Raw genomic sequence first — 24,227 nt, forward strand, 5'->3', positions numbered from 1 at the left:
CTCCCGTTTCTCCTCAGCACCCCTCTTCTCCTGGGGGAGGGTTTTGTCTGGCCGGCTGTCTCCCGGCCTGGGTGTGGCCCCCGGCGAATCGCCGGGGGCCACACCCATGTTCCGTCGGTCTCAGACGTTGAACCCGAGCGCCCGAAGCTGCTCGCGGCCATCATCCGTGATCTTGTCCGGGCCCCACGGGGGCATCCAGACCCAGTTGATGCGCAGCTCGTTGACGAGGCCGTCCGTGGCGGACTTGGCCTGGTCCTCGATGACATCGGTCAGCGGGCAGGCCGCCGAGGTCAGGGTCATGTCGATCGTCGCGATGTTCGCGTCGTCGATGTGGATGCCGTAGATCAGGCCCAGGTTGACGACGTCGATGCCCAGCTCGGGGTCGACGACGTCGTACAGGGCCTCGCGGATCTCCTCCTCGGAGGCCGGCTTCATCTCCACGGTGTCGCTCATGCCGTCTTCCTTTCGGCGTCGGCGCCCAGCGCCTGGGCCGTCGCGTCCTTCCACGCCATCCAGCTCAGGAGGGCGCACTTGACCCGGGCCGGGTACTTGGAGACCCCGGCGAACGCGACCGCGTCCTCCAGGACCTCCTCCATCGCGTCGTCGGGCTCGATCTTCCCCTTGGACTGCATCAGCTCCAGGAAGGTCTCCTGGATCCGCCGCGCGTCCGTCAGCTCCTTGCCGACGAGCAGCTCGTTCAGCACGGAGGCGCTGGCCTGGCTGATCGAGCAGCCCTGGCCCTCGTACGAGACGTCCTCGATGGTCGTACCGTCGTACTTCACGCGCAGGGTGATCTCGTCGCCGCACGTGGGGTTCACGTGGTGCACCTCGGCGTCACCGTCCCGCAAGCCCCGCCCGTGCGGGTGCTTGTAGTGGTCCAGGATGACTTCCTGGTACATCGAGTCCAGCTTCATGCGATCGCTCGTCCCATCAGCCGAAGAAGTTCCGTACGTGCTCCAGGCCGTCGACCAGCGCGTCGATCTCCGCCGGCGTGGAGTACAGATAGAACGACGCTCGCGTGGTCGCGGGAATTCCGTACCGCAGGCAGACGGGGCGGGCGCAGTGGTGGCCGACCCGGACCGCGATGCCCTGCTCGTCGAGGACCTGGCCCACGTCGTGCGGGTGGATGTCGCCGAGCGTGAAGGAGATCGCCGCGCCCCGGTCCTCGGCCGTGGTGGGGCCGATGATGCGCAGGTCGGGGACCTCCGCGAGCCGCTTCACCGCGTACTCGGTGAGGGCGTGCTCATGGGCGAGGATCTTGTCCATGCCGATCGAGTCGAGGTAGTCGATCGCCGCGCCCAGACCGACCGCCTGCGCGATCGGCGGGGTGCCCGCCTCGAACTTGTGCGGGGCGGGGGCGTACGTCGACGAGTGCATCGACACCGTCTCGATCATCTCGCCGCCGCCGAGGAACGGGGGCAGGTCCTCCAGCAGCTCCTGGCGGCCCCAGAGCACGCCGATGCCGGTCGGACCGCACATCTTGTGGCCGGTGAAGGCCACGAAGTCGGCCTGGAGGGCCTGGACGTCCAGCGGCATGTGCGGCGCGGCCTGCGAGGCGTCGACGCAGACCAGGGCGCCGACCTCCTGCGCCCGGCGCACTATCGCCTCGACCGGGTTGACCGTGCCCAGGATGTTCGACACCAGCACGAAGGAGACGATCTTCGTCTTCTCCGTGATGATCTCCTCGATGTTCGACAGGTCGAGCCGGCCGTCGTCGGTGAGGCCGAACCACTTCAGCTTCGCGCCGGTGCGCTGCGCGAGCAGCTGCCACGGCACGATGTTGGAGTGGTGCTCCATCTCGGTGATGACGATCTCGGTCTCGGAGTCCACCCGGTAGGGCTCGTCCGCCCAGCCGAGCATGTTCGCCACGAGGTTCAGCGACTCGGAGGCGTTCTTGGTGAAGATCACCTCGTCGCGGCTGGGGGCGTTGATGAACGCGGCGACCTTGTCGCGCGCGCCCTCGTACAGCGCCGTGGCCTCCTCGGCGAGCACATGCACACCGCGGTGGACGTTGGCGTTGTAGCGCTCGTAGTACTCGCTCAGGGCGTCCAGCACCTGGCGCGGCTTCTGCGAGGTCGCCGCGTTGTCCAGGTACACCAGCTTCCGCCCGTCGTGGACCTGACGGTCCAGGATGGGGAAGTCCTTGCGGAGCGCCTCTGTGTCGAGGAGGCCCGGCAACTGTGTCACGCGGATGCGCCACCCTTCGTGTATGCCTCGTAGCCCTCGTTCTCCAGCTTGTCGGCGAGCTCGGGGCCACCCGACTCGACGATCCGGCCGCCCGCGAAGACGTGGACGTGGTCGGGCTTGATGTAGCGCAGGATGCGCGTGTAGTGCGTGATCAGCAGGGTGCCGACCTCGCCGGTCTCGCGGACGCGGTTGACGCCCTCGGAGACGACCCGGAGCGCGTCGACGTCCAGACCGGAGTCCGTCTCGTCGAGGATCGCGATCTTCGGCTTGAGCAGTTCGAGCTGGAGGATCTCGTGGCGCTTCTTCTCACCGCCGGAGAAGCCCTCGTTGACGTTGCGCTCGGCGAAGGAGGGGTCCATGTTGAGGCGCTGCATGGCCTCCTTGACCTCCTTGACCCAGGTGCGCAGCTTGGGGGCCTCGCCGCGGATGGCGGTGGCGGAGGTCCGCAGGAAGTTGGAGACCGAGACGCCGGGGACCTCGACCGGGTACTGCATCGCCAGGAACAGGCCCGCGCGGGCGCGCTCGTCGACGGACATCTCCAGGACGTCCTCGCCGTCGAGCAGCACGGTGCCGCCGGTGATCGTGTACTTCGGGTGACCCGCGAGCGAGTAGGCGAGGGTCGACTTGCCGGAGCCGTTGGGGCCCATGATGGCGTGCGTCTCGCCCTGCTTCACGGTGAGGTCGACGCCCTTGAGGATCTCCTTCGTGGCGTTGTCGGCCTCGACGGTGACGTGCAGGTCTCGGATTTCAAGCGTTGCCATGGGTGCCTCAGGACTCCTGGGTGAGGGAGACGAGCACGTCGTCCCCTTCGATCTTTACGGGGTATACGGGGACGGGGCGCGTCGCGGGCAGGCCGGACGGCTTGCCGGTGCGGAGGTCGAACGCGGAGCCGTGCAGCCAGCACTCGATCTGGCAGTCCTCCACCTCGCCCTCGGAGAGCGAGACGTTCGCGTGGGAGCAGATGTCGTGGATGGCGAACACCTCTCCCTCGGTCCGCACGACCGAGACCGGCGTGCCGTCGAGTTCCACCCGCTTGGGGGTGTCCTCCTCCAGCTCGCTCAGCCCGCAGGCGCGTACGAAGGTGGTCATCGGCCCGGTCCAGACACGGTCTCCAGCTCCGCGTCGATCTTCTCGAGCAGGCGCTGCTCGATGTCGTCGACGCCGATCTGCTGGACCAGTTCGGCGAAGAAGCCGCGCACGACGAGGCGGCGGGCCTCCTCGGCGGGGATGCCGCGGGCCATCAGGTAGAAGAGCTGCTCGTCGTCGAAGCGGCCGGTCGCCGAGGCGTGGCCGGCGCCGACGATCTCGCCGGTCTCGATCTCGAGGTTCGGCACCGAGTCGACGCGGGCGCCGTCCGTGAGGACGAGGTTCCGGTTCATCTCGTAGGTGTCGGTGCCCTCGGCCGCGGCCTCGATGAGGACGTCGCCGATCCACACCGCGTGGGCGTTGTCGCCCTGGAGGGCGCCCTTGTAGACCACGTTGGACTTGCAGTGCGGCACGTTGTGCGTGACCAGCAGGCGGTGCTCCTGGTGCTGGCCGGCGTCGGTGAAGTACAGACCGAACAGCTCGGCCTCGCCGCCGGGGCCGGCGTAGGTGACGCGCGGGTGGAGGCGGACGACGTCGCCGCCGAAGGTGACGACCACGGACTTGAAGGAGGCGTCCCGGCCGACGAGGGCGTTGTGCTGGGCGATGTGCACGGCCTTGTCGTCCCAGTCCTGCACGGAGACGACGGTCAGCTTGGCGCCGTCACCGAGGACGTAGTCGACGTTGGCGGCGAGCACGGCGTCACCGGTGTGGTCGATGACGACGACGGCCTCGGCGAAGGCACCCAGTTCGATGACCTGGTGGGCGAAGGCGGTGCCGCCCTCGCCGTGCACGGCGATCCGGATCGGCTCGGTGAGGACCGTCTCCTTGGGGACGGTGATCACACCGGCCTTCTCGAACGCCGAGTACGCCTGGGCGGCGATGCGGTCGACCGGGGTGCCGGCCTTGCCGAGGCGGGCGTCGTCACGGCCGACGGCCTCGACGGTGACGCCCTCGGGGGCCTGGACGTCGACCTTCAGGCCGTCGCCGGTGGCGACGGCGGTGCCGTCGTGCAGCCCGCGCAGCCGCTCCAGCGGGGTGAACCGCCACTCCTCCTCGCGGCCATGCGGCACGGGGAAGTCCGCCACGTCGAAGGACGGGGGCGCGCTCATGCGCGAGACGACGGTCGACTCGGCGGCCACCGCGATCGAGCCGGCGGTGGTGGAGCCCACCGGGATGTTCTGAGCCTCAGCCATGGCTGTCGGTCTGCTCTCTTCCTACGTGTACGATCTCGGCCCGCCCCGGAGAGGCGGGCCGCCTGCTGCCTAACCGAAGGGGGCCTTAGCCGACCGCGCCTTCCATCTGCAGCTCGATCAGCCGGTTGAGCTCCAGCGCGTACTCCATGGGCAGCTCCTTGGCGATCGGCTCGACGAAGCCGCGCACGATCATCGCCATGGCCTCGTCCTCCGACAGGCCGCGGCTCATCAGGTAGAAGAGCTGGTCCTCGGAGACCTTGGAGACGGTCGCCTCGTGGCCCATGGACACGTCGTCCTCGCGGACGTCGACGTACGGGTACGTGTCCGAGCGGGAGATGGTGTCGACGAGCAGCGCGTCGCACAGCACGTTCGACTTGGAGCCCGGGGCGCCCTCGCCGATCTCGATCAGACCGCGGTAAGAGGTGCGGCCACCGCCGCGCGCCACGGACTTCGAGACGATGTTCGAGGACGTGTTGGGGGCCATGTGGACCATCTTGGCGCCGGCGTCCTGGTGCTGCCCCTCGCCCGCGAAGGCGATGGACAGGGTCTCGCCCTTGGCGTGCTCGCCCATCAGGTAGACGGCCGGGTACTTCATCGTCACCTTGGAGCCGATGTTGCCGTCGATCCACTCCATGGTGGCGCCCTCGTAGGCGACGGCGCGCTTGGTGACCAGGTTGTAGACGTTGTTCGACCAGTTCTGGATGGTCGTGTAGCGGCAGCGGGCGTTCTTCTTGACGATGATCTCGACGACCGCGGAGTGCAGCGAGTCCGACTTGTAGATCGGGGCCGTACAACCCTCGACGTAGTGCACGTAGGCGCCCTCGTCGACGATGATCAGGGTCCGCTCGAACTGGCCCATGTTCTCCGTGTTGATGCGGAAGTAGGCCTGGAGCGGGATCTCGACGTGCACGCCCTTCGGCACGTAGATGAAGGAGCCGCCGGACCACACGGCGGTGTTCAGCGCGGCGAACTTGTTGTCACCGGCGGGGATGACGGTGCCGAAGTACTCCTTGAAGAGCTCCGGGTGCTCCTTCAGCGCGGTGTCGGTGTCGAGGAAGATGACGCCCTGCTCCTCCAGGTCCTCGCGGATCTGGTGGTAGACGACCTCCGACTCGTACTGGGCGGCGACACCGGCGACGAGGCGCTGCTTCTCCGCCTCGGGGATGCCCAGCTTGTCGTAGGTGTTCTTGATGTCCTCGGGCAGGTCCTCCCAGGACGCCGCCTGCTTCTCCGTGGAGCGCACGAAGTACTTGATGTTGTCGAAGTCGATGCCCGACAGGTCCGAGCCCCAGTTGGGCATGGGCTTCTTCTCGAAGAGCTTCAGGCCCTTGAGACGCAGCTTCGTCATCCACTCCGGCTCGGACTTCTTGCCGGAGATGTCGAGGACGACCTCCTCGCTCAGACCGCGCTTCGCTGCGGCGCCGGCCGCGTCGGAGTCCGCCCAGCCGTATTCGTACTTACCCAGGCCCTCGAGCTCAGGGTGGGCGGTCTCCTCGATGGGGAGAGTCATGCGGGGTTCCTCCCGGCCGTGCTAGCGGATGCGTTGGTGGCTGACTTGGAAACTCTGGGGATGAACGTCGTGCAGACGCCGTCGCCGTGGGCGATGGTGGCCAGCCGCTGGACGTGCGTACCGAGCAGTTCGGCGAAGAGCTCGGTCTCGGCCTCGCAGAGCTGCGGGAACTGCTCGGCCACATGGGCTACCGGGCAGTGGTGCTGGCAGAGCTGCTCCCCCTGGTGGGGGTGGGGGGCACTGCGTGCCGTAGCAGCGTACCCGTCCGCGCTCAAGGCCCTGGCCAGGGCTTCGGTCTTCTCGCCAGGGGCGGCGGCCTCGACCGCCTTGCGGTATTCGCCCGCCTGCGCGGTGACCCGGGCGCGGGCGAAGGCGGCGACCGCCTGCTCCCCGCCCTCCTGGTCCGCGATCCAGCGGAGCGCGTCCGCGGCGAGCTTGTCGTAGGACTGGTCGAAGGCGTCCCGGCCGCAGTCCGTCAGGGCGAACACCTTGGCCGGGCGCCCGCGCGTGCGCGTGCCGTAGACGCGCTGTTCCCGGGGCTGCACGACGTCGTCGGCGACCAGGGCGTCGAGGTGTCGGCGGACGGCGGCCTGGGTGAGGCCGAGACGGCCCGCCAAGTCGGCCACGGTGGACGGCCCGTGGTCCAGGATGGACCGCGCGACCCGGTTGCGAGTCGATCGCTCACCGGTCGCGAGTTCCTCCTGGGGAGCCGCGCCAACGTTTTTCACAACGCCATTGTTGCGTAATTCCGCGGAGGGGGGCAAGCCGCGCCCGGACGACCCGGCGGTGCCGTACGTCACTTAGGTAAGCCTCATCTGACCTGCGGAAACGATCTTTGATCGATCAAGGGAGCGGCAGTCCGGAGGGGCGGTGAGAGGCTCGCGCACGGGGCGTGACCGGGAGCTTTCCGGGGGCGCGGGTCCCCGCGCGAGCGACCGCGAGCGACCCGCGGTCGCCATCCGACGCCACCCCCCGAGCTCTCCCGGGCCCACCCCTCGTCCCTAGACTCGGGGCCATGCGAAGCGACCCCGTGGTCCAGGTCCGGGACCTGGTGAAGAGGTACGGCGAGAAGACCGCGGTGGACGGCCTCGACCTGGAGGCGTCGCCCGGTGTCACCGCCGTGCTCGGCCCGAACGGCGCCGGCAAGACCACCACCGTCGAGGCGTGCGAGGGCTACCGGAAGCCGGACTCCGGCACCGTGCGCGTCCTCGGCCTCGACCCGGTCCGCGAGGCCGCCGCGCTGCGTCCCCGCATCGGGGTGATGCTCCAGTCCGGCGGCGTCTACTCGGGCGCCCGCGCCGACGAGATGCTGCGCCACGTGGCGAAACTGCACGCCCACCCGCTCGACGTGGACGCCCTCATCGAGCGCCTGGGCCTCGGCGGCTGCGGCCGGACGACGTACCGCCGGCTGTCCGGCGGACAGCAGCAGCGGCTCGCCCTCGCGATGGCCGTCGTCGGCCGCCCCGAGCTGGTGTTCCTCGACGAGCCGACCGCGGGCCTCGACCCCCAGGCCCGCCGGGCCACCTGGGACCTCGTCCGGGACGTGCGCGCCGACGGGGTCTCCGTCATCCTGACCACGCACTACATGGACGAGGCCGAGCAGCTCGCCGACGACGTCGCGATCATCGACGCCGGCCGGGTCATAGCCCAGGGCACACCCGAGGAGCTGTGCCGCGGCGGCGCCGAGAACACCCTCCGCTTCACCGGCCGCCCCGCCCTCGACGTCGGCTCCCTGCTGAAGGCGCTGCCCGCCGACTCCACCGCCGTCGAGCTGACCCCGGGCGTCTACCGGGTGACCGGCAAGGTCGACCCGCAGCTCCTCGCGACGGTCACCTCCTGGTGCGCCCAGCACGGCGTGATGCCGGACCGGATCTCGGTGGAGCGGCACACGCTCGAAGACGTCTTCCTGGAACTGACCGGCAAGGAGCTGCGTTCGTGACCACCACCGGTACCTACGCGCCCCGGCCCGGCGCCGCCCCGCTCCCCCGCATGATCGCGGCGCAGGCGGCCCTGGAGACGAAGATGCTGCTGCGCAACGGCGAGCAGTTGCTGCTGACGGTCGTGATCCCCACCCTGCTGCTGGTCCTGTTCGGGTCGGTCGACATCGTCGACACCGGCGAGGGCAGGGCGGTCGACTTCCTGGCACCCGGTGTCCTCGCGCTCGCCGTGATGTCGACGGCGTTCACCGGGCAGGCCATCGCCACCGGCTTCGAACGCCGCTACGGCGTCCTGAAGCGGCTGGCCGTCTCCCCACTCCCCCGCTGGGGCCTGATGACCGCGAAGACGCTCTCCGTGCTGGTCACCGAGGTCCTCCAGGTCGCCCTGCTCACGGTGATCGCCTTCGCGATGGGCTGGTCCCCGCACGGCAACCCGTTCGCCGTCCTGCTGCTCCTCGTCCTCGGCACGGCGGCCTTCTCGGGCCTCGGCCTGCTGATGGCGGGCACGCTGAAGGCGGAGGCGACGCTCGCCGCGGCGAACCTGGTCTTCCTGCTGCTGCTCGTGGGCGGCGGCGTCGTGGTGCCGCTCGACAAGTTCCCGGACGCGGCGCAGAGCGTGCTCGGTCTGCTGCCGATCGCGGCGCTCTCCGACGGACTGCGCGACGTCCTCCAGCACGGCGCCGGGATGCCGTGGGCGGACCTCGGGATCCTCACGGTGTGGGCGGTGCTCGGGCTCGGCGCGGCCGCCCGGTTCTTCCGCTGGGAGTAACGGCAGGTCACAGCGGTGGTCCGGGAGCGGTGCGCCCCCTCGTGAACGCGTGCACAAGCGGCGGCCTACCATGGTGCGCGTGCCGAACGTGACCCGCGACGACCTCGTCTCCGCAGCGCGCAACCCGCTCGCCTTCATCGCCGAACGCTGGACCCCCCATCCCCGGACGGTCCGGCGCGCGGCCCTGGCCGCCCTCGTGATGGCGGTGGTCATCGTGGTGACCGGCGGCGCCGTGCGCCTGACCGGGTCGGGCCTCGGCTGCCCGACCTGGCCCAAGTGCACCGACGACTCGCTCACCGCGACGCGCGAGATGGGCGTCCACGGTGTCATCGAGTTCGGCAACCGCATGCTGACGTACGTGCTGTGCGCGGCGGTCGGCTGGGCGATCGTCGCCGCGCGCTCCCGGAAGCCGTACCGGCGCGATCTGACCCGGCTGGGCTGGGCGCAGTTCTGGGTGGTCATGGGCAACGCGGTCCTCGGCGGCATCGTGGTGCTGGTGGGCCTGAACCCGTACACGGTGGCCGCGCACTTCCTGCTGTCGACCGCGCTCATCGCCGTCGCCGCCGTGATGTGGCACCGCACCGGGGAGGGCGACGGCGCCCCGCGTCCGCTGGCCGGCACGGCGGTGCGGCAGCTGGTGTGGGTCCTGGTGGGCGTCACCGTACTGCTGATCGCGGTCGGCACGGTCGTCACCGGGGCGGGTCCGCACGCCGGTGACTCCAGCGAGGTCGAGCGCATCCCGCTGAACTGGGAGACGGTCACCAAGCTGCACGCCGTGCTCGCGTGGATCGTGGTGACGCTGACCTTCGCCCTGTGGTTCGTCCTCAAGGCGGTCGACGCGCCCCGCGACCCGCTGCGCCGTACCCGGGACCTGTTCCTGGTCCTCCTCGCGCAGGGCGTCATCGGCTACGTGCAGTACTTCACCGACCTCCCCGAGATCCTCGTCGGCGCCCACATGCTCGGCTCCTGCCTGGTGTGGATCGCCACCCTGCGGGTCCTGCTGTCCCTGCGGGAGCGCCCGGCGGACACCGCGGCCGTACCCCGCCCGGCGGAGACGGAGCAGCCTGTCCCGGCCCACGGCTGAGTCACCCGTACGCCCGTACCAGATCGTCGATGGCGCGGCCGAGGAACGCCCTGGTCAGCTCCCCCCGCCGCGGCACCTCGACGGCCGGCTCCCCGTAGCGGCGCCGCCGGACGTCCTCGACCACCTCGGCGGGCGCGCCCAGCTCCGGCAGCAGGTCCAGCGCCTCCCGCTTGGAGATCAGCCGGCCGTCGCGGAGGGTGGCGGTGGCCCGGGCGTGGGTGAGCAGACCGAGATCGACCCAGACGTCCCGGTGCCACAGGTGGGCCCGGTCGACCGCCGGGCGCCAGAAGTCGCGCTGGTCGCGTACGACGAAGGCGTCCAGCTGGACGTCCGGGACCGGCGGCAGCAGGCTCCCGGGTGACTCGCCGAACAGGACCACGCCGAAGGTGTGCAGTTCACGGCGGGTGACCGGGGTGACCGTCCGGCGGAACAGCCGCTGGTGCGCCCAGGTGAGGTGTCCGCGCTCGGCGTCGTCGACCGTGTCGGGCGTCAGATAGGTGCAGTGCAGCAGGGCGGCGAGCGGCTCGTGGCGCAGCCGGGCGTGCAGCCGGGCCACTCGCCATACGGTCGCGGCCGTGATCGGGCCGTCCAGGACCGCGATCAGGTCGAGGTCGCTGCGGCCCTCCTGGTAGTCGCCCCCACCGAGGGAGCCGTGGGCCCAGACGGCGAGCGGTTCCGGGCCGTCCCTCAGCCCTTCGACGAAACGGCGGACGAGGGCGGCGGTCTCAGCGGCGGTGCCGGGCGGCGCGGACAAGGCGGCGGTGGGGGTGGCGGTCGGGTCGCTGTGCGTCAGGCGGACGGTCTGTCGGGGCATGGGGGCAGTCTGTCCGGCTCACTCCAGGCCGTACACACGTCGTGCGTTGCCCGCCGCGATCAGTGACGCCACCCGCTGCGCGTCCGTCAGGGACCAGGCGCCCTCCGCCACCCAGGTGCCCAGCACCCGGGCCAGCGCCTCGCGGAAGAGGCGGGCGCCCACGACGTGCAGCTCGGGCAGGCCGTGGGCGCCGCTGGAGAACAGGAGCTTGCCGAAGGGGGCGAGTTCGAGGACCTCGGCGAGCACGGCGGTGGCCCGTGCCCCGGTGCGGACCAGTTCGGCGCCCAGGTCGGCGTAGACGTGCGGGAAGACACCGGCGAGGTGGGCGGCGTGGCGGTGGTACGGATAGCCGTGCAGCAGGACCAGGTCGGTGCCGAGGCCGGCCGTGGCGCGGGCGAAGTCGGTGAGCAGGACGGGATCGGTGCGGTCGATGCGCAGGCCGGGCTCTCCCAGGCCGGCGTGGAGCTGGAGGGGCCGCCCGGAGGCGATGGCGATCCACAGCAGATGGCGCAGGAGGACCGGGTCGGTGAGCATCCCGCCGACCGGCCGGTGCGCGAGCCAGCGGCCGGCGGCGCCCCGCACCTCTCCCGGACCGGGCGGTTCGGGTGCCAGCGCCAGACCGTGCCGTACGCCCGCCACCGACGCGAAGGCCACGACGTGCGCGGCGGCCGCGTGCACGGACTCGGCGAGATTGGCGAGGAACGACTCCACGGTGCCGGAGGTGTCGGCGACCTGTTCGGCGAGGAGTTCCAGCCGGACGATCTCGTGGGCGTCCGCGTCACCCGTGGAGGCCATCTCGCCGGGCCCGGTGAGATCGCCGGGCAGCCCCGTGTCGACGAGGTAGGTGGTGATGCCGCTGCCCCGCAGCAGTCGGCGGCCCGCCTCCAGGACGCCCAGTTCACGGCGGCGGGCGAGATAGCGGGCCGGCGGGCAGTGCGGCTCCAGCCCCAGCAGGGGCGGACACCAGCGGCGCACGGCGAAGCCGGTCTGGGTGTCGAAGAAGGTGGTGCCGGGCGCCGGTGGTCCCTCGCCGTGGGCGAGGTGGGCCTCGAACGTGCCGAGGCCCAGCTCCGTTCTCAGTACGCCGTGGCAGTACTGATCCACGAGGGACGGCGTTTCGATCATCCGGACTCCCCGTCGCTGGACCGGTGTGCTCCCACAGGTCCTAACGGGTGAGACGGGCTCAGGTGTTGCTGTTGGCCGGTCCCCCGACCTGGATTCCGGCCATCCTCGACCACTCGTACGGGCCGGTGCGCACCTTGGCGGCGAACTCGCCGTCGAAGTCCTCGTGCACGGTGACGCCGGCCTTGCGCACGGCTTCCTCGGCGATGGCGTGGGTGGGGGCGACGAGGTCGCCCCAGCCGCCGTCCTCACCCACGAGGACGATGCGGGAGCCGCGCTCGCCGATGTAGGCGACCTGGGCCTCGGCGCCACCGTGCGCCTTCGCGAAGGCGCCGATCTGCTGGGCGAGCTTGGCCGCCTGGCGCTCCGCCTTGGCTGCGGCCTTGGTGTCCTTGGCCTCGTCGGGCTGCTTCGTGTCTGCCATGGCTGGATGCTACCGATCAGTAGTGCGGTGCTGCGACGGCGGGGGCAGTGGGGTTGGCCACTCACCGTCGTGACCCTCAGCGGAGGAAGGGGTCCACGGCCACTGCCACGAAGAGCAGGGAGACGTAGGTGATCGACCAGTGGAACAGGCGCATTTCCTTCAGCTTGGCGCCGGTGACGCCGCTCTTCGCGCGGTTCTGGAGGGCGTGCGCCTCCCAGAGCCACCAGCCGCCGGTCACCAGGGCGACCGTCGTGTAGAACCAGCCGGTGTAGCCGAGCGGGGTCAGCAGCAGGGAGACGGCGACCATCACCCAGCTGTAGAGGACGATCTGGCGGGCGACGACCTTGTTGGAGGCGATCACCGGGAGCATGGGCACGCCGACGCGGGCGTAGTCGTCCTTCACCTTCATGGACAGCGGCCAGTAGTGCGGCGGGGTCCAGAAGAAGATGACCAGGAAGAGGATCACCGCGGCCCAGGACATCGAGTTCGTCACGGCGGACCACCCGATGAGGACCGGCATGCAGCCGGCGATGCCGCCCCACACGATGTTCTGCGCCGTACGCCGTTTGAGGATCATCGTGTAGACGACGACGTAGAACAGGAGCGCCCCGAGCGACAGCCACGCGGACAGCCAGTTGACGAGGACGCCGAACCAGGCGGTGGAGACGACGGCGAGGGTGATGCCGAAGACGAGGCCCTCACGCGGGGTGACCATGCCGGTGACGAGGGGCCGCTGCGACGTGCGCTCCATCAGGGCGTCGATGTCGCGGTCGATGTACATGTTCAGCGCGTTGGCGCCGCCCGCCGAGAGGTAGCCGCCGATGCAGGTGGCGAGCACCAGCCACAGGTCCGGCACACCCTGCTCCGCGAGGAACATCACCGGAACGGTGGTGATCAGCAGCAGTTCGATGATCCTCGGCTTGGTGAGGGCCACGAACGCTTTGACGCGGGCCCCGATCGGCCGCTGGCCCCGGCTGCTGCTCGCGCTGCTCGCGCCAAGCACTCCCGGTGGACGGGATTCGACGGCCGTCACGCACACCCCTGACAGAGACTCCCAGCGAGCACCACGGATGTGAACTCCCCGTAACGGCTCGCGCGTACCACGCCACTGTAGACGTTGCCCAGAGCCAGCCTTTCAACGGGGTCGGGTCGTGTTCGGACGGGACGCCCGGACGAGCCGGACACGCTTCGGTTGAGCAGTCGGATGAGCGGCTGCGTATTCAGATGTCGAGCGACCGAACCCGCTGGTCTCACCATGCGGAACGCCGGTCGGGAGGCGGATCCGGGACGGTCCCGGCAGTCTGGAATGACTCGAAAAAATGCGCGTTGTTACGGGGGTAGGCTCGACTGCGGCCGGCGCCCGAGAACGCCGGCACCGGACATGTGAGAGGAGCCCTGACTCAGGGTGAGCATCAAGCCGACCACTACAGACCTCGCGTGGACCGAGTTGGACCAGCGGGCCGTCGACACCGCCCGCGTCCTGGCCGCCGACGCCGTACAGAAGGTCGGCAACGGCCATCCGGGTACGGCCATGAGCCTCGCGCCCGCCGCGTACACCCTCTTCCAGAAGGTGATGCGCCACGACCCCGCCGACCCCGACTGGGTGGGCCGTGACCGGTTCGTCCTGTCCGCCGGTCACTCGTCCCTGACCCTCTACATCCAGCTGTACCTGGGCGGCTTCGGTCTGGAGCTGGAGGACCTGGAGTCCTTCCGCACCTGGGGCTCGAAGACGCCGGGCCACCCGGAGTACGGCCACACCAAGGGTGTGGAGACGACCACCGGGCCGCTCGGCCAGGGTGTCGCCAACGCCGTCGGCATGGCCATGGCCGCCCGCTACGAGCGCGGTCTGTTCGACCCGGAGGCCGCCGCCGGCGAGTCGCCGTTCGACCACCACATCTTCGTGATCGCCGGTGACGGGTGCCTCCAGGAGGGCATCTCCGCCGAGGCGTCGTCGCTGGCCGGGCACCAGAAGCTCGGCAACCTGATCATGCTGTGGGACGACAACCACATCTCGATCGAGGGCGACACCGAGACGGCCGTGTCCGAGGACACCGTCAAGCGGTACGAGGCGTACGGCTGGCACGTGCAGCGGGTGGAGCCGAAGGAGAACGGCGACCTCGACCCGGCCGCGCTGTTCGAGGCGATCGAGGCCGCGAAGGCCGTCACCGACAAGCCGTCGTTCATCGCGATGCGCTCCATCATCGCCTGGCCCGCCCCGAACGCGCAGAACACCGAGGCCGCGCACGGCTCGGCGCTCGGCGAGGACGAGGTCGCGGCCACCAAGCGGGTCCTGGGCTTCGACCCGGAGAAGCACTTCGAGGTCTCCGACGAGGTCATCGCGCACACGCGTTCCCTGGGCGACCGGGGCCAGGCGGCCCGTGCCGTGTGGGAGAAGTCGTTCCAGCAGTGGCGGGACAACAACCCCGAGCGCGCCGCCGAGTACGAGCGCGTCGCGGCGGGCGAGCTGCCCGAGGGCTGGGAGTCGCACCTTCCGCTGTTCGAGGCGGGCAAGGGTGTCGCCACCCGTGCCGCGTCCGGCAAGGTCCTCCAGGCGCTCGGGGCTGTCATCCCCGAGCTGTGGGGCGGCTCCGCCGACCTCGCCGGTTCGAACAACACGACGATCGACAAGACGTCGTCGTTCCTCCCGGCGGACAACCCGCTGCCCGAGGCGAACCCGTACGGCCGCACCATCCACTTCGGCATCCGCGAGCACTCGATGGCCGCCGAGATGAACGGCATCGCGCTGCACGGCAACACGCGCATCTTCGGCGGCACGTTCCTCGTGTTCTCCGACTACATGCGCAACGCGGTCCGGCTGTCGGCCCTGATGCACCTGCCGGTGACGTACGTGTGGACGCACGACTCCATCGGTCTCGGCGAGGACGGTCCGACGCACCAGCCGGTCGAGCACCTCGCCTCGCTGCGCGCCATCCCCGGCCTGAACGTCGTCCGGCCGGCCGACGCCAACGAGACGGCGATCGCCTGGCGCGAGATCCTCAAGCGCTGGACGAAGGAGTGGGGCAAGGGCGCTCCGCACGGCCTCGCGCTGACCCGCCAGGGCGTGCCGACGTACGAGCCCAACGAGGGCGCGGCCAAGGGCGGTTACGTGCTCTTCGAGGCCGACGGCGGCGACGCCCAGGTCATTCTGATCGCGACCGGCTCCGAGGTGCACGTCGCCGTGGAGGCCCGCGAGCAGCTCCAGGCGCAGGGCGTGCCGACCCGTGTGGTGTCGATGCCCTCCGTCGAGTGGTTCGAGGAGCAGGACCAGGGGTACCGGGACAGCGTTCTGCCGCCGTCCGTCAAGGCGCGTGTCGCGGTCGAGGCCGGTATCGGTCTGACCTGGCACAAGTACGTCGGGGACGCCGGGCGCATCGTTTCGCTGGAGCACTTCGGCGCTTCGGCCGACGGCAAGGTGCTCTTCAAGGAGTTCGGCTTCACCGCGGACAACGTGGCCGCCGCCGCGCGGGAATCGCTCGCGGCCGCCCAGCGCTGACGCTCACATACGACACGTAGGAGATGTAATTCCATGACAGACGCACTGAAGCGCCTCTCCGAGGAAGGCGTGGCGATCTGGCTGGACGACCTGTCGCGCAAGCGCATCACGTCCGGCAACCTCGCCGAGCTGATCGACCAGCAGCACGTCGTGGGCGTCACCACCAACCCTTCGATCTTCCAGAAGGCGATCTCGCAGGGTGACGGCTACGACCAGCAGCTGTCGGACCTCGCGGCCCGCGAGGTGACCGTCGAGGAGGCCATCCGCATGATCACGACGGCGGACGTCCGTGACGCCGCCGACATCCTGCGTCCGGTCTTCGACGCGACCGACGGCCAGGACGGCCGGGTCTCCATCGAGGTCGACCCGCGGCTGGCGCACAACACCAAGGCGACGGTCGCCGAGGCCAAGCAGCTCGCCTGGCTGGTGGACCGCCCCAACACGCTGATCAAGATCCCGGCGACGATGGGCGGCCTGCCGGCCATCACCGAGGTCATCGGCCTCGGCATCAGCGTCAACGTCACGCTGATCTTCTCGCTGGAGCGCTACCGCCAGGTGATGGACGCCTACCTGGCCGGTCTGGAGAAGGCCAAGGAGCGCGGCCTCGACCTGTCGAAGATCCACTCGGTGGCGTCGTTCTTCGTCTCCCGTGTGGACACCGAGATCGACAAGCGCCTGGACGCGCTGGGCACGCCCGAGGCGAAGGCCGCGCGCGGCAAGGCCGGCGTCGCCAACGCGCGCCTCGCCTACCAGGCGTACGAGGAGGTCTTCAGCGGCGAGCGCTGGGCCGCGCTGGAGAGCGCGGGCGCCAACAAGCAGCGTCCGCTGTGGGCCTCGACCGGTGTCAAGGACCCGGCGTACAAGCCCACCCTGTACGTCGACGAGCTGGTGGCGCCGAACACGGTGAACACCATGCCGGAGGCCACCCTCGAGGCCACCGCCGAGAGCGGTGAGATCCGCGGTGACGCGGTCGCCGGGACGTACGAGCAGGCCCGTGCCGAGCTGGACGCGGTCGAGAAGCTCGGCATCTCGTACGACGAGGTCGTCCAGCTGCTGGAGGACGAGGGCGTCGAGAAGTTCGAGGCGTCCTGGAACGACCTGCTCAAGTCGACCGAGGCGGAGCTGAAGCGCCTCGCACCCTCGGAGGGCTGAAAACCTTGTCGAGCAGCAATCCGCTGCGTGACGCCGCGGACCGACGGCTCCCGCGTATCGCGGGGCCGTCGGGCCTGGTCATCTTCGGTGTCACAGGCGACTTGTCACGCAAGAAGCTGATGCCTGCCGTGTACGACCTCGCCAACCGCGGACTGCTGCCGCCGGGCTTCTCGCTCGTCGGTTTCGCGCGCCGCGAGTGGGCGCACGAGGACTTCGCGCAGGAGGTCCACGACGCGGTCAAGGAGCACGCCCGCACCCCCTTCCGCGAGGAGGTCTGGCAGCAGCTCATCCAGGGCATGCGGTTCGTGCAGGGCACCTTCGACGACGACGTGTCGTTCGAGCGGCTGCGCGACACCATCCAGGAGCTGGACAAGGCGCAGGGCACCGGTGGCAACTTCGCCTTCTACCTCTCCGTACCGCCGTCCGCGTTCCCGGTCGTGATCCAGCAGCTGAAGAAGCACGGGCTGGCCGACCAGTCGAGCGGTTCCTGGCGGCGAGCGGTCATCGAGAAGCCGTTCGGCCACGACCTGAAGTCGGCCGAGGAGCTCAACGCGATCGTCCACGAGGTCTTCGCCCCGGACCAGGTCTTCCGCATCGACCACTACCTGGGCAAGGAGACCGTCCAGAACATCCTGGCGCTCCGCTTCGCCAACACGATGTTCGAGCCGATCTGGAACCGGTCCTTCGTGGACCATGTGCAGATCACCATGGCCGAGGACATCGGCATCGGTGGCCGCGCCGGCTACTACGACGGCATCGGCGCCGCCCGTGACGTCATCCAGAACCACCTGCTCCAGCTGCTGGCGCTGACCGCGATGGAGGAGCCCGCCTCCTTCGACGCGGACGCGCTCGCCGCCGAGAAGACCAAGGTCCTCGGCGCGGTGAAGCTGCCGAAGGACCTGAGCCGGGACACCGTGTTCGCGCAGTACGCGGCCGGCTGGCAGGGCGGCGAAAAGGTCATCGGCTACCTCGAAGAGGACGGCATCGACCGCAAGTCGAAGACCGACACCTACGCCGCGATCAAGGTGGGGATCGACAACCGCCGCTGGGCGGGCGTGCCGTTCTATCTGCGGACCGGCAAGCGCCTCGGCCGCCGGGTCACCGAGATCGCGGTCGTCTTCCAGCGGGCGCCCCACTCCCCCTTCGACTCCACCGCCACCGAGGAACTGGGCCAGAACGCGATCGTCATCCGCGTCCAGCCCGACGAGGGCGTCACCGTCCGCTTCGGCTCCAAGGTGCCGGGCACCTCGATGGAGATCCGGGACGTGTCGATGGACTTCGCGTACGGCGAGTCCTTCACGGAGTCCAGCCCCGAGGCGTACGAGCGGCTGATCCTCGACGTCCTGCTCGGTGACTCGAACCTCTTCCCGCGCACGGAGGAGGTCGAGCTGTCCTGGAAGATCCTCGACCCGATCGAGGAGTACTGGGACAAGCACGGCAGGCCCGCCCAGTACCAGGCCGGTACCTGGGGCCCCGTCGAGGCGGACGAGATGCTCGAACGAGACGGACGGAGCTGGCGCCGGCCATGAAGACAGACCTCACGGACACCACGGCCAGCAAGGTCAACAAGGCGCTCGTCAAGGCCCGCCGCGCGATCGGCACCCCGGCCGTCGGCATGGTGCTCACGCTGGTCATCGTCACGGACGAGGAGAACGCCTACGACGCGTTGAAGGCCGCGAACGACGCGTCCCGCGAGCACCCCTCGCGCACGCTCGTGGTCATCAAGCGGGTCTCGCGCGGTCCCCGGGACCGGACGAAGTCCCGCCTCGACGCCGAGGTGCGGGTGGGCGCGGACGCGGGCGCCGGCGAGACGGTCGTCCTCCGGCTGTACGGCGAGGTCGCGGACCACGCCCAGTCGGTGGTGCTGCCGTTGCTGCTCCCGGACGCGCCGGTCGTGGTGTGGTGGCCGGTCAACGCGCCGCTCGACCCGGCCCGTGATCCGCTGGGCGCGCTCGCCCAGCGGCGGGTCACCGACAGCTACTCCGCCGAGAAGCCGATCGACGAGCTGCGGGCCCGCGCCGACAACTACGAGCCCGGTGACACCGATCTCGCCTGGACGCGGATCACCCCGTGGCGCTCCATGCTGGCCGCCGCGCTCGACCAGGTGGACTGCGAGGTCATCTCCGCGGAGGTGCACGGCGAGCAGTACAACCCGAGCGTGGAGCTGCTGGCGATGTGGCTCGCGGACCGGCTGCACGTCCATGTGCGGCGCGGGGTGTCGGCGGGCCCCGGCCTGAACGAGGTGCGGATGCTCACCAGCACCGGCCCCATCCGCCTGTACCGGCCCTCCGGCGGTCTCGCCCTGCTGACGCTGGAGGACCAGCCGGACCGGGCGGTGGCGCTCAAGCGCCGTGAGACGTCCGAGCTGCTGGCGGAGGAACTGCGCCGACTGGATCCTGACGACACGTACGCCTCGGCGCTGCGGTTCGGGGTGGACCGGCTGGGCGGTGCGGCCGGAGCCCCCGCGCCGGCCTCGTCCTCGTCCTCGTCCTCCGAGGGTGCCTCGGTGTCGACGGCGGCGCCGGAGGCTTCCGGCTCGACGTCGGATTCGGCTTCGGCATCGACCTCCGCTTCCGCTACGGCTTCGTCGGCGGTGCCCGCTTCGCCGGATGCCGGTGACGGCGAGGGGGAGCGGCCCACGCCCGCGCAGATGCCGCCGGTGAAGAAGGCGGCCGCGCAGTGAGCACTCCGCAGCTGGTCGTGCACCGCGACAAGGAGCTGATGGCACAGGCGGCGGCCGCCCGGCTGATCACCAAGGTCGTGGACGCGCAGACCTCGCGCGGTTACGCCTCGGTGGTCCTCACCGGCGGCCGCAACGGCAACGGCCTGCTGGCCGCGCTGGCGGCGGCGCCCGCGCGGGACGCCGTCGACTGGGGCCGGCTGGACCTGTGGTGGGGTGACGAGCGGTTCCTGCCCGAGGGCGACCCGGAGCGGAACGTCACCCAGGCCAGGGAGGCGCTGCTGGACTCGGTGCCGCTGGATCCCAAGCGGGTGCACGCGATGCCCGCCTCGGACGGCCCCTGGGGTGCCGATGTGGACTCGGCGGCCGCCGCGTACGCGGAGGAGCTGGCGCGGGCGGCCGGTCCGGAGAACCACGGCTCGGTGCCGACGTTCGACGTGCTGATGCTGGGCGTCGGCCCGGACACGCATGTGGCGTCCCTGTTCCCGGAGCTGCCGGCCGTACGGGAGACCGAGCGGACCGTGGTCGGGGTGCGGGGGGCGCCGAAGCCGCCGCCCACGCGCGTCACCCTGACGCTGCCGGCGATCCGGGCGGCACGGGAGGTGTGGCTGCTGGCGGCCGGCGAGGACAAGGCGCGGGCCGCGGCGATCGGCCTGTCCGGCGCGGGTGAGATCCAGGCGCCGGTCGCGGGCGCGCGGGGCAGGTCCCGCACCCTGTGGCTCCTCGACGCGGCGGCGGCGTCGCAACTGCCCCGCTCGCTGTACCCGCCGGCGTCTCCCTGAGTGGTACGCACGGCCGCGCAGGGGCTTGTCGCGCGGTTCCCCGCGCCCTTGCTTTCTCGCGAGGGCGCGGGGCCCGCGCGAGCAACCACGAACCACCGTCAGACGGAGAAGTCCCCCTCCCGCGTCTCCGGCAGAGCCACCACGCACGCCAGGCTGACCAGGCACAGCCCGCCCGTGTAGAAGCCGAGCACCAGCGGCGACGACCACTGGCTGTTCAGCCACGTCGCCACGAGCGGCGCGAACCCTCCCCCGAGCGTGTTGGCGAGGATGAACGCCGCCGACGCCCCCGTGTAGCGCAGCCGCGCCGGGAACAACTCGGCGAGGAACGCGGCCATCGGCGAGAACATCAGCGCGAGCAGCATCAGCCCCACCGTGTACGCCCCGGTGATGAGCAGCGCGTCCCGTGAGCCGAGCGAGGCGTACATCGGCACCGCCCACAGCACGCACCCGGCCGCGCCCGTGAGCAGGACCGGCCGCCGTCCGACCCGGTCGGCGAGCCGGGCTGCGGGAAGGGTGACCGCGATCCCGGCCGCCGCCCCGATGGTCGCCGCCGTCAGCATCGTGTTCTGCGGGATGCCGAGCACCCTCGGCCCGTAGGACAGGCTGTAGACGATCGTGAGGTAGTAGACGGCCGAGCCGCCGATCGCCGCCCCGGTGCCGAGCAGCAGCCGTCCGGGGTGCCGTGCGACGAGCGTGCCGAGCGGGAAGCGGGACACCGGGGACGGTGCCGGCTGGGCGGCCGGGGCCTCGGCCCATGCCGGGGCGCGCGTACCGCCGGGGGTGTCCGCCCGGAACACCGGCGACTCCGCGACCGTCGTCCGCACCCACAGTCCCACCCCCACGAGCACGGCGCTGAGCAGGAACGGAACCCGCCAGGCCCACTCGGTGAAGCCGTCCCTGCCGACGATGTCGAGCGTGGGGACGATGACGGCGCCGGAGAGCAGGAAGCCGAGCGAAGGGCCGACGTTGGGGACGGCCGCGTACAGCGCGCGGCGTCCGGGCGGGGCGTGCTCGGCGGCGAGCAGGACCGCTCCGCCCCACTCACCGCCCATGCTCACGCCCTGCAGCAGGCGGAGGGCCACGAGGAGGACGGGGGCGAGGAGGCCGGCGGTCTCGTAGGTGGGGAGCAGTCCCACGCCCACGGTCGCCACACCCATCAGCAGCAGGGAGGCGACCAGGGCGTTCCGCCGGCCGAGCCGGTCGCCGATGGTGCCGAAGAGGACGACGCCGAGGGGGCGGGAGAGGAAGGCCGCGGCGAAGGTGAGGAACGCGGCGAGGGAGGAGACGGTCGCGTTGCCCGAGGGGAAGAAGGCGGGGCCGAGGACGAGCGCGGACGCGGTGCCGTACACGGCGAAGTCGTAGTACTCGATCGTGGTGCCGATCAGGCTCGCGACGGCGACCTTCGGCGCCGTCGACCGCTCCGGCGCGGCCGATAACGAGACCTGTCCGGCGCCCACGGCCTCGGTTGCCGTAGTCGAGGAGAACTCGGGCATGGGGGGCTCACTTCCGGTATGCCCGGACACGAATGGTCCGGGCCCAGATGGGGACGGCCACGCATGTAACACGAACCGGAGTGCGACTGTCACCCTAAGCCGCGAAATTCTCTTTCCACAAGCAACCAGGGGTCCGGTGGAATCCACACCGGAATACACCGGAAGAATCGCCACTTGCCGCATAACGACGCAGGAACAGCACTCGGTGTGGGCGTCAAGCCAGGGGTTACTGTCAATCCGCTGTCAATATTCATACCGATCACCGCATAAAAATTTGCCGATGGTGACGCCTTGCCAACGGCCGATCACGCACGGAATGCTGGCCCGGGCGGAATTTGAAACTTCTACGACCATCGTTTTTCGGCCATGGAGAAAGGCTTTTTACCCATGCTGAAAACTGGCAAGGCATTACGCCTGAGAAGACTTTCCCTCGCCGGTGACGACCGACACTTGCTCATACCGCTCGACCACAGTGTTTCGGACGGACCGGTCGCCCCTCCGGGTCAATGGGAAGAGCTCTTGCGCGCACTCGTGGCCGGCGGGGCCGATGGAATCATCGTCCATAAAGGGCGGGCTCGAAATCTTTCGCCGGACCTCCTCAAGAGCTGTGCGCTGGTGGTGCACCTGAGCGCCAGTACGGCGTGTTCCGCCGATGTCGACGCGAAGGTGCTGGTGGGCGCCGTCGAGGAGGCGGTGACCCTCGGCGCGGACGCGGTCAGCGTCCATGTGAACGTCGGCTCGGACACCGAGGGGCGGCAGCTGGCCGACCTCGGAGCGGTGGCGCGCTCCTGCGACATGTGGGGCATGCCGCTGATCGCCATGGTCTATCCGCGCGGCCCCCGGATCGACAACCCGCACGACCCCGCCCTCCTCGCGCACATCGTCAATGTGGCCGCCGACCTGGGCGCCGACCTGGTGAAGACGTCCGTCGCCCTGCCACTCGACCGGATGGCCGAGGTGGTGGCCCACAGCCCCATCCCCGTCCTCGCGGCCGGGGGCCCGCCGGACGGCTCGGATCTGATCGCCTACGGCACCGCCGTGATGGCCGCCGGCTGCCGTGGGCTCGCCGTCGGCCGGCGGGTTTTCTCCTCCCCCTCCCCCGCATCCCTGGTGTCCCGGCTGGCCGCCGTCGTACACGCGGGGACCGGATCCCCGGATGACATGAGCATGGCTGATTCTCGCCCCACCCATTACTCGACGATCGTGGCAGGTGTCGCATGAGGTTCGCGTGGATCGATCTCCGTGGAGTCCCCCGTCCGCAGCTCCAAGCGGTGGTGGACGCGGCCGTCCACGCCCGGATGGCCGGAGTGGTCTCCGCGGACCCCGAGCTGCTCACGACACTGCCGCCGACCGTCACCCGGGTCCTCGCCGCCGGGGAAGGCGTCCCGGCGACCGTCAGGCAGCCGGACGACAAGGCCACCGGCAGCGCCGCCGACAAGAGCGCCGGCAAGGGGGGCAAGGACGCGAAGCCCGCCTCCGGGAGCAAGTCGTCCGCGGCCACCGCGTCCCCGACCGGCACCGACCCCGGCACCGACTCCGGCACCGGGATCGACGTAATGCTGCGTGAATTCGCCGCCCAGGAGGAGCTGGACGCCCTCGCCGCGGCGAACCGCGGCACCGCGGCGGCTTCCGGCACGACCCGCGCGTCCGGCGCTCCCGTCGCCGGGTTCGTGAACGTACGCGACGACCGCACCCTGCGGCTGTCCTGCGCGGGCGCGACGGCTCTGCCCTACACCGTGATCCACTTCTCCGATCCGACGAAGATCCCGCTGGAGATCGTGCTCGCGGCGGCCGAGTCGGCCGAGGGCAAGCTGGTGACCGTGGTCGGCGACCTGGAGGAGGCCGCCATCGTCTTCGACGTCCTCGAACGCGGCTCCGACGGCATCCTCTACGCGCCGCGCTCCGCCGACGAGGTCTTCGCGCTGGCCCGGCTGCTCCAGGCGTCCACCCCGCGGTTGGAGCTGTCGACGCTCACCGTGGAGAGCATCCGGCACGTCGGGCTCGGCGACCGGGTCTGCGTGGACACGTGCTCGCACTTCGAGGAGGACGAGGGCATCCTCGTCGGCTCCTACTCCTCCGGGTTCGTGCTCTGCTGCAGCGAGACCCATCCGCTGCCGTACATGCCGACCCGGCCGTTCCGCGTCAACGCCGGCGCCCTGCACTCCTACACGCTGGGCCCGGACAACCGCACCCACTACCTCAGCGAGGTCGGCTCCGGCAGCACCCTGCTGGCGGTGGGCGCCGACGGCCGCACCCGGCGGGTCGTGGTGGGCCGCGCCAAGCTGGAGTCACGCCCCCTGCTGGAGATCCGCACCCACGCCGAGGACGGGCGGCTGGTCAGCCTGACCGTGCAGGACGACTGGCACGTGCGGGTGCTCGGCCCCGGCGGCAAGGTCCTCAACGTCACCGAACTCCGGGCCGGCGACGAACTGCTCGGCTATCTCGCGCAGGACAAGCGCCATGTGGGCCTGCCCATCGGCGAGTTCTGCAAGGAGGTCTGA

The 24,227-nt window shown here is 70.4% G+C and carries 23 protein-coding genes; 10 read left to right on the forward strand and 13 right to left on the reverse strand.

Annotated elements, in window-relative coordinates:
* Window positions 1-120: 120 nt before the first annotated feature.
* The 8 genes from ACZ4Z2_RS05010 to ACZ4Z2_RS05045 form a co-directional block, all read right to left on the reverse strand.
* On the reverse strand, window positions 121-453 hold the full coding sequence (locus tag ACZ4Z2_RS05010; RefSeq protein WP_055514975.1) for a metal-sulfur cluster assembly factor: 333 nt from the start codon (window positions 451-453) through the stop codon (window positions 121-123).
* Window positions 450-914, reverse strand: a complete 465-nt coding sequence (gene sufU / locus ACZ4Z2_RS05015) for a Fe-S cluster assembly sulfur transfer protein SufU (protein WP_468072462.1) — start codon at window positions 912-914, stop codon at window positions 450-452. Before sufU ends, ACZ4Z2_RS05010 begins: the two co-directional genes overlap by 4 nt.
* A gap of 16 nt (window positions 915-930) precedes the next feature.
* Window positions 931-2,187, reverse strand: a complete 1,257-nt coding sequence (locus tag ACZ4Z2_RS05020) for a cysteine desulfurase (protein ID WP_468072463.1) — start codon at window positions 2,185-2,187, stop codon at window positions 931-933.
* Window positions 2,184-2,948 (reverse strand): Fe-S cluster assembly ATPase SufC, encoded by a 765-nt coding sequence (gene sufC, locus ACZ4Z2_RS05025; RefSeq protein ID WP_055537497.1) that lies wholly within the window; start codon window positions 2,946-2,948, stop codon window positions 2,184-2,186. The genes ACZ4Z2_RS05020 and sufC overlap by 4 nt, the downstream gene beginning before the upstream one ends.
* Window positions 2,949-2,955: 7 nt before the next feature.
* Entirely contained in the window at window positions 2,956-3,276 is a 321-nt protein-coding gene (locus ACZ4Z2_RS05030; RefSeq protein WP_055514965.1) for a non-heme iron oxygenase ferredoxin subunit, read from the reverse strand.
* Window positions 3,273-4,466 (reverse strand): Fe-S cluster assembly protein SufD, encoded by a 1,194-nt coding sequence (gene sufD, locus ACZ4Z2_RS05035; protein ID WP_468072466.1) that lies wholly within the window; start codon window positions 4,464-4,466, stop codon window positions 3,273-3,275. Before sufD ends, ACZ4Z2_RS05030 begins: the two co-directional genes overlap by 4 nt.
* An 85-nt stretch (window positions 4,467-4,551) precedes the next feature.
* Window positions 4,552-5,976, reverse strand: a complete 1,425-nt coding sequence (gene sufB / locus ACZ4Z2_RS05040) for a Fe-S cluster assembly protein SufB (protein WP_468072468.1) — start codon at window positions 5,974-5,976, stop codon at window positions 4,552-4,554.
* Entirely contained in the window at window positions 5,973-6,704 is a 732-nt protein-coding gene (locus tag ACZ4Z2_RS05045; protein WP_468072470.1) for a helix-turn-helix transcriptional regulator, read from the reverse strand. Before ACZ4Z2_RS05045 ends, sufB begins: the two co-directional genes overlap by 4 nt.
* 287 nt (window positions 6,705-6,991) lie before the next feature.
* On the opposite strand from ACZ4Z2_RS05045, the gene ACZ4Z2_RS05050 reads away from it, so the two are divergent.
* From ACZ4Z2_RS05050 to ACZ4Z2_RS05060, 3 genes are all read left to right on the forward strand, one after another.
* Window positions 6,992-7,915 (forward strand): ABC transporter ATP-binding protein, encoded by a 924-nt coding sequence (locus ACZ4Z2_RS05050; RefSeq protein WP_468072472.1) that lies wholly within the window; start codon window positions 6,992-6,994, stop codon window positions 7,913-7,915.
* Window positions 7,916-7,965: 50 nt separating this feature from the next.
* Window positions 7,966-8,682: an ABC transporter permease gene (locus tag ACZ4Z2_RS05055; RefSeq protein WP_468072872.1), complete on the forward strand. Its 717-nt coding sequence runs from the start codon at window positions 7,966-7,968 to the stop codon at window positions 8,680-8,682.
* A gap of 70 nt (window positions 8,683-8,752) precedes the next feature.
* Window positions 8,753-9,766, forward strand: a complete 1,014-nt coding sequence (locus ACZ4Z2_RS05060; RefSeq protein ID WP_468072474.1) for a COX15/CtaA family protein — start codon at window positions 8,753-8,755, stop codon at window positions 9,764-9,766.
* A 1-nt stretch (window position 9,767) separates the two neighbouring features.
* On the opposite strand, the gene ACZ4Z2_RS05065 is transcribed toward ACZ4Z2_RS05060, so the two are convergent.
* The 4 genes from ACZ4Z2_RS05065 to ACZ4Z2_RS05080 form a co-directional block, all read right to left on the reverse strand.
* Window positions 9,768-10,559: a nucleotidyltransferase gene (locus ACZ4Z2_RS05065; RefSeq protein WP_468072874.1), complete on the reverse strand. Its 792-nt coding sequence runs from the start codon at window positions 10,557-10,559 to the stop codon at window positions 9,768-9,770.
* Window positions 10,560-10,598: 39 nt separating this feature from the next.
* Window positions 10,599-11,705, reverse strand: a complete 1,107-nt coding sequence (locus ACZ4Z2_RS05070) for an amidohydrolase family protein (RefSeq protein WP_468072476.1) — start codon at window positions 11,703-11,705, stop codon at window positions 10,599-10,601.
* Window positions 11,706-11,763: 58 nt separating this feature from the next.
* Window positions 11,764-12,126 (reverse strand): hypothetical protein, encoded by a 363-nt coding sequence (locus ACZ4Z2_RS05075; RefSeq protein WP_468072478.1) that lies wholly within the window; start codon window positions 12,124-12,126, stop codon window positions 11,764-11,766.
* A gap of 76 nt (window positions 12,127-12,202) precedes the next feature.
* Window positions 12,203-13,159, reverse strand: coding sequence for a heme o synthase (locus ACZ4Z2_RS05080; protein ID WP_468072480.1), 957 nt, complete (start codon window positions 13,157-13,159; stop codon window positions 12,203-12,205).
* A 372-nt stretch (window positions 13,160-13,531) separates the two neighbouring features.
* On the opposite strand from ACZ4Z2_RS05080, the gene tkt reads away from it, so the two are divergent.
* From tkt to pgl, 5 genes are read left to right on the forward strand one after another with little or no spacing between them, the layout of a single operon-like run.
* A complete protein-coding gene (tkt, locus tag ACZ4Z2_RS05085) occupies window positions 13,532-15,619 on the forward strand; it encodes a transketolase (RefSeq protein ID WP_468072482.1) in 2,088 nt (695 codons plus the stop codon).
* A gap of 33 nt (window positions 15,620-15,652) precedes the next feature.
* Window positions 15,653-16,771 carry a transaldolase gene (gene tal / locus ACZ4Z2_RS05090; RefSeq protein WP_468072484.1) on the forward strand — a complete coding sequence of 373 codons (1,119 nt, stop codon included), beginning with the start codon at window positions 15,653-15,655 and terminating at the stop codon, window positions 16,769-16,771.
* Window positions 16,768-18,300, forward strand: a complete 1,533-nt coding sequence (gene zwf / locus ACZ4Z2_RS05095; protein ID WP_468072875.1) for a glucose-6-phosphate dehydrogenase — start codon at window positions 16,768-16,770, stop codon at window positions 18,298-18,300. Before tal ends, zwf begins: the two co-directional genes overlap by 4 nt.
* Window positions 18,297-19,454, forward strand: a complete 1,158-nt coding sequence (gene opcA / locus ACZ4Z2_RS05100) for a glucose-6-phosphate dehydrogenase assembly protein OpcA (protein WP_468072486.1) — start codon at window positions 18,297-18,299, stop codon at window positions 19,452-19,454. The genes zwf and opcA overlap by 4 nt, the downstream gene beginning before the upstream one ends.
* Entirely contained in the window at window positions 19,451-20,233 is a 783-nt protein-coding gene (pgl, locus tag ACZ4Z2_RS05105) for a 6-phosphogluconolactonase (protein WP_468072488.1), read from the forward strand. Before opcA ends, pgl begins: the two co-directional genes overlap by 4 nt.
* Before the next feature lie 98 nt (window positions 20,234-20,331).
* Here pgl and ACZ4Z2_RS05110 read toward each other — a convergent pair whose 3' ends face one another.
* Window positions 20,332-21,726 carry an MFS transporter gene (locus tag ACZ4Z2_RS05110; protein WP_468072490.1) on the reverse strand — a complete coding sequence of 465 codons (1,395 nt, stop codon included), beginning with the start codon at window positions 21,724-21,726 and terminating at the stop codon, window positions 20,332-20,334.
* Between the two features lie 387 nt (window positions 21,727-22,113).
* On the opposite strand from ACZ4Z2_RS05110, the gene ACZ4Z2_RS05115 reads away from it, so the two are divergent.
* Window positions 22,114-22,947 carry a 2-amino-3,7-dideoxy-D-threo-hept-6-ulosonate synthase gene (locus ACZ4Z2_RS05115; protein ID WP_468072876.1) on the forward strand — a complete coding sequence of 278 codons (834 nt, stop codon included), beginning with the start codon at window positions 22,114-22,116 and terminating at the stop codon, window positions 22,945-22,947.
* Window positions 22,944-24,227: a 3-dehydroquinate synthase II family protein gene (locus ACZ4Z2_RS05120; RefSeq protein WP_468072492.1), complete on the forward strand. Its 1,284-nt coding sequence runs from the start codon at window positions 22,944-22,946 to the stop codon at window positions 24,225-24,227. The genes ACZ4Z2_RS05115 and ACZ4Z2_RS05120 overlap by 4 nt, the downstream gene beginning before the upstream one ends.

The sequence above is a fragment of the Streptomyces sp. NPDC030183 genome (genome assembly GCF_055573455.1).

Bases quoted from the DNA above. Each gene is read 5' to 3' on its own strand.
- tal (WP_468072484.1), top strand. From the start codon at position 15,653: ATGACAGACGCACTGAAGCGCCTCTCCGAGGAAGGCGTGGCGATCTGG.
- sufB (WP_468072468.1), bottom strand. From the start codon at position 5,976: ATGACTCTCCCCATCGAGGAGACCGCCCACCCTGAGCTCGAGGGCCTG.
- ACZ4Z2_RS05030 (WP_055514965.1), bottom strand. From the start codon at position 3,276: ATGACCACCTTCGTACGCGCCTGCGGGCTGAGCGAGCTGGAGGAGGAC.
- ACZ4Z2_RS05010 (WP_055514975.1), bottom strand. From the start codon at position 453: ATGAGCGACACCGTGGAGATGAAGCCGGCCTCCGAGGAGGAGATCCGC.
- opcA (WP_468072486.1), top strand. From the start codon at position 18,297: ATGAAGACAGACCTCACGGACACCACGGCCAGCAAGGTCAACAAGGCG.
- ACZ4Z2_RS05075 (WP_468072478.1), bottom strand. From the start codon at position 12,126: ATGGCAGACACGAAGCAGCCCGACGAGGCCAAGGACACCAAGGCCGCA.
- ACZ4Z2_RS05055 (WP_468072872.1), top strand. From the start codon at position 7,966: ATGATCGCGGCGCAGGCGGCCCTGGAGACGAAGATGCTGCTGCGCAAC.
- ACZ4Z2_RS05110 (WP_468072490.1), bottom strand. From the start codon at position 21,726: ATGCCCGAGTTCTCCTCGACTACGGCAACCGAGGCCGTGGGCGCCGGA.
- ACZ4Z2_RS05070 (WP_468072476.1), bottom strand. From the start codon at position 11,705: ATGATCGAAACGCCGTCCCTCGTGGATCAGTACTGCCACGGCGTACTG.
- ACZ4Z2_RS05060 (WP_468072474.1), top strand. From the start codon at position 8,753: ATGGTGCGCGTGCCGAACGTGACCCGCGACGACCTCGTCTCCGCAGCG.
- sufU (WP_468072462.1), bottom strand. From the start codon at position 914: ATGAAGCTGGACTCGATGTACCAGGAAGTCATCCTGGACCACTACAAG.
- sufC (WP_055537497.1), bottom strand. From the start codon at position 2,948: ATGGCAACGCTTGAAATCCGAGACCTGCACGTCACCGTCGAGGCCGAC.
- ACZ4Z2_RS05115 (WP_468072876.1), top strand. From the start codon at position 22,114: ATGCTGAAAACTGGCAAGGCATTACGCCTGAGAAGACTTTCCCTCGCC.
- sufD (WP_468072466.1), bottom strand. From the start codon at position 4,466: ATGGCTGAGGCTCAGAACATCCCGGTGGGCTCCACCACCGCCGGCTCG.
- ACZ4Z2_RS05120 (WP_468072492.1), top strand. From the start codon at position 22,944: ATGAGGTTCGCGTGGATCGATCTCCGTGGAGTCCCCCGTCCGCAGCTC.
- ACZ4Z2_RS05050 (WP_468072472.1), top strand. From the start codon at position 6,992: ATGCGAAGCGACCCCGTGGTCCAGGTCCGGGACCTGGTGAAGAGGTAC.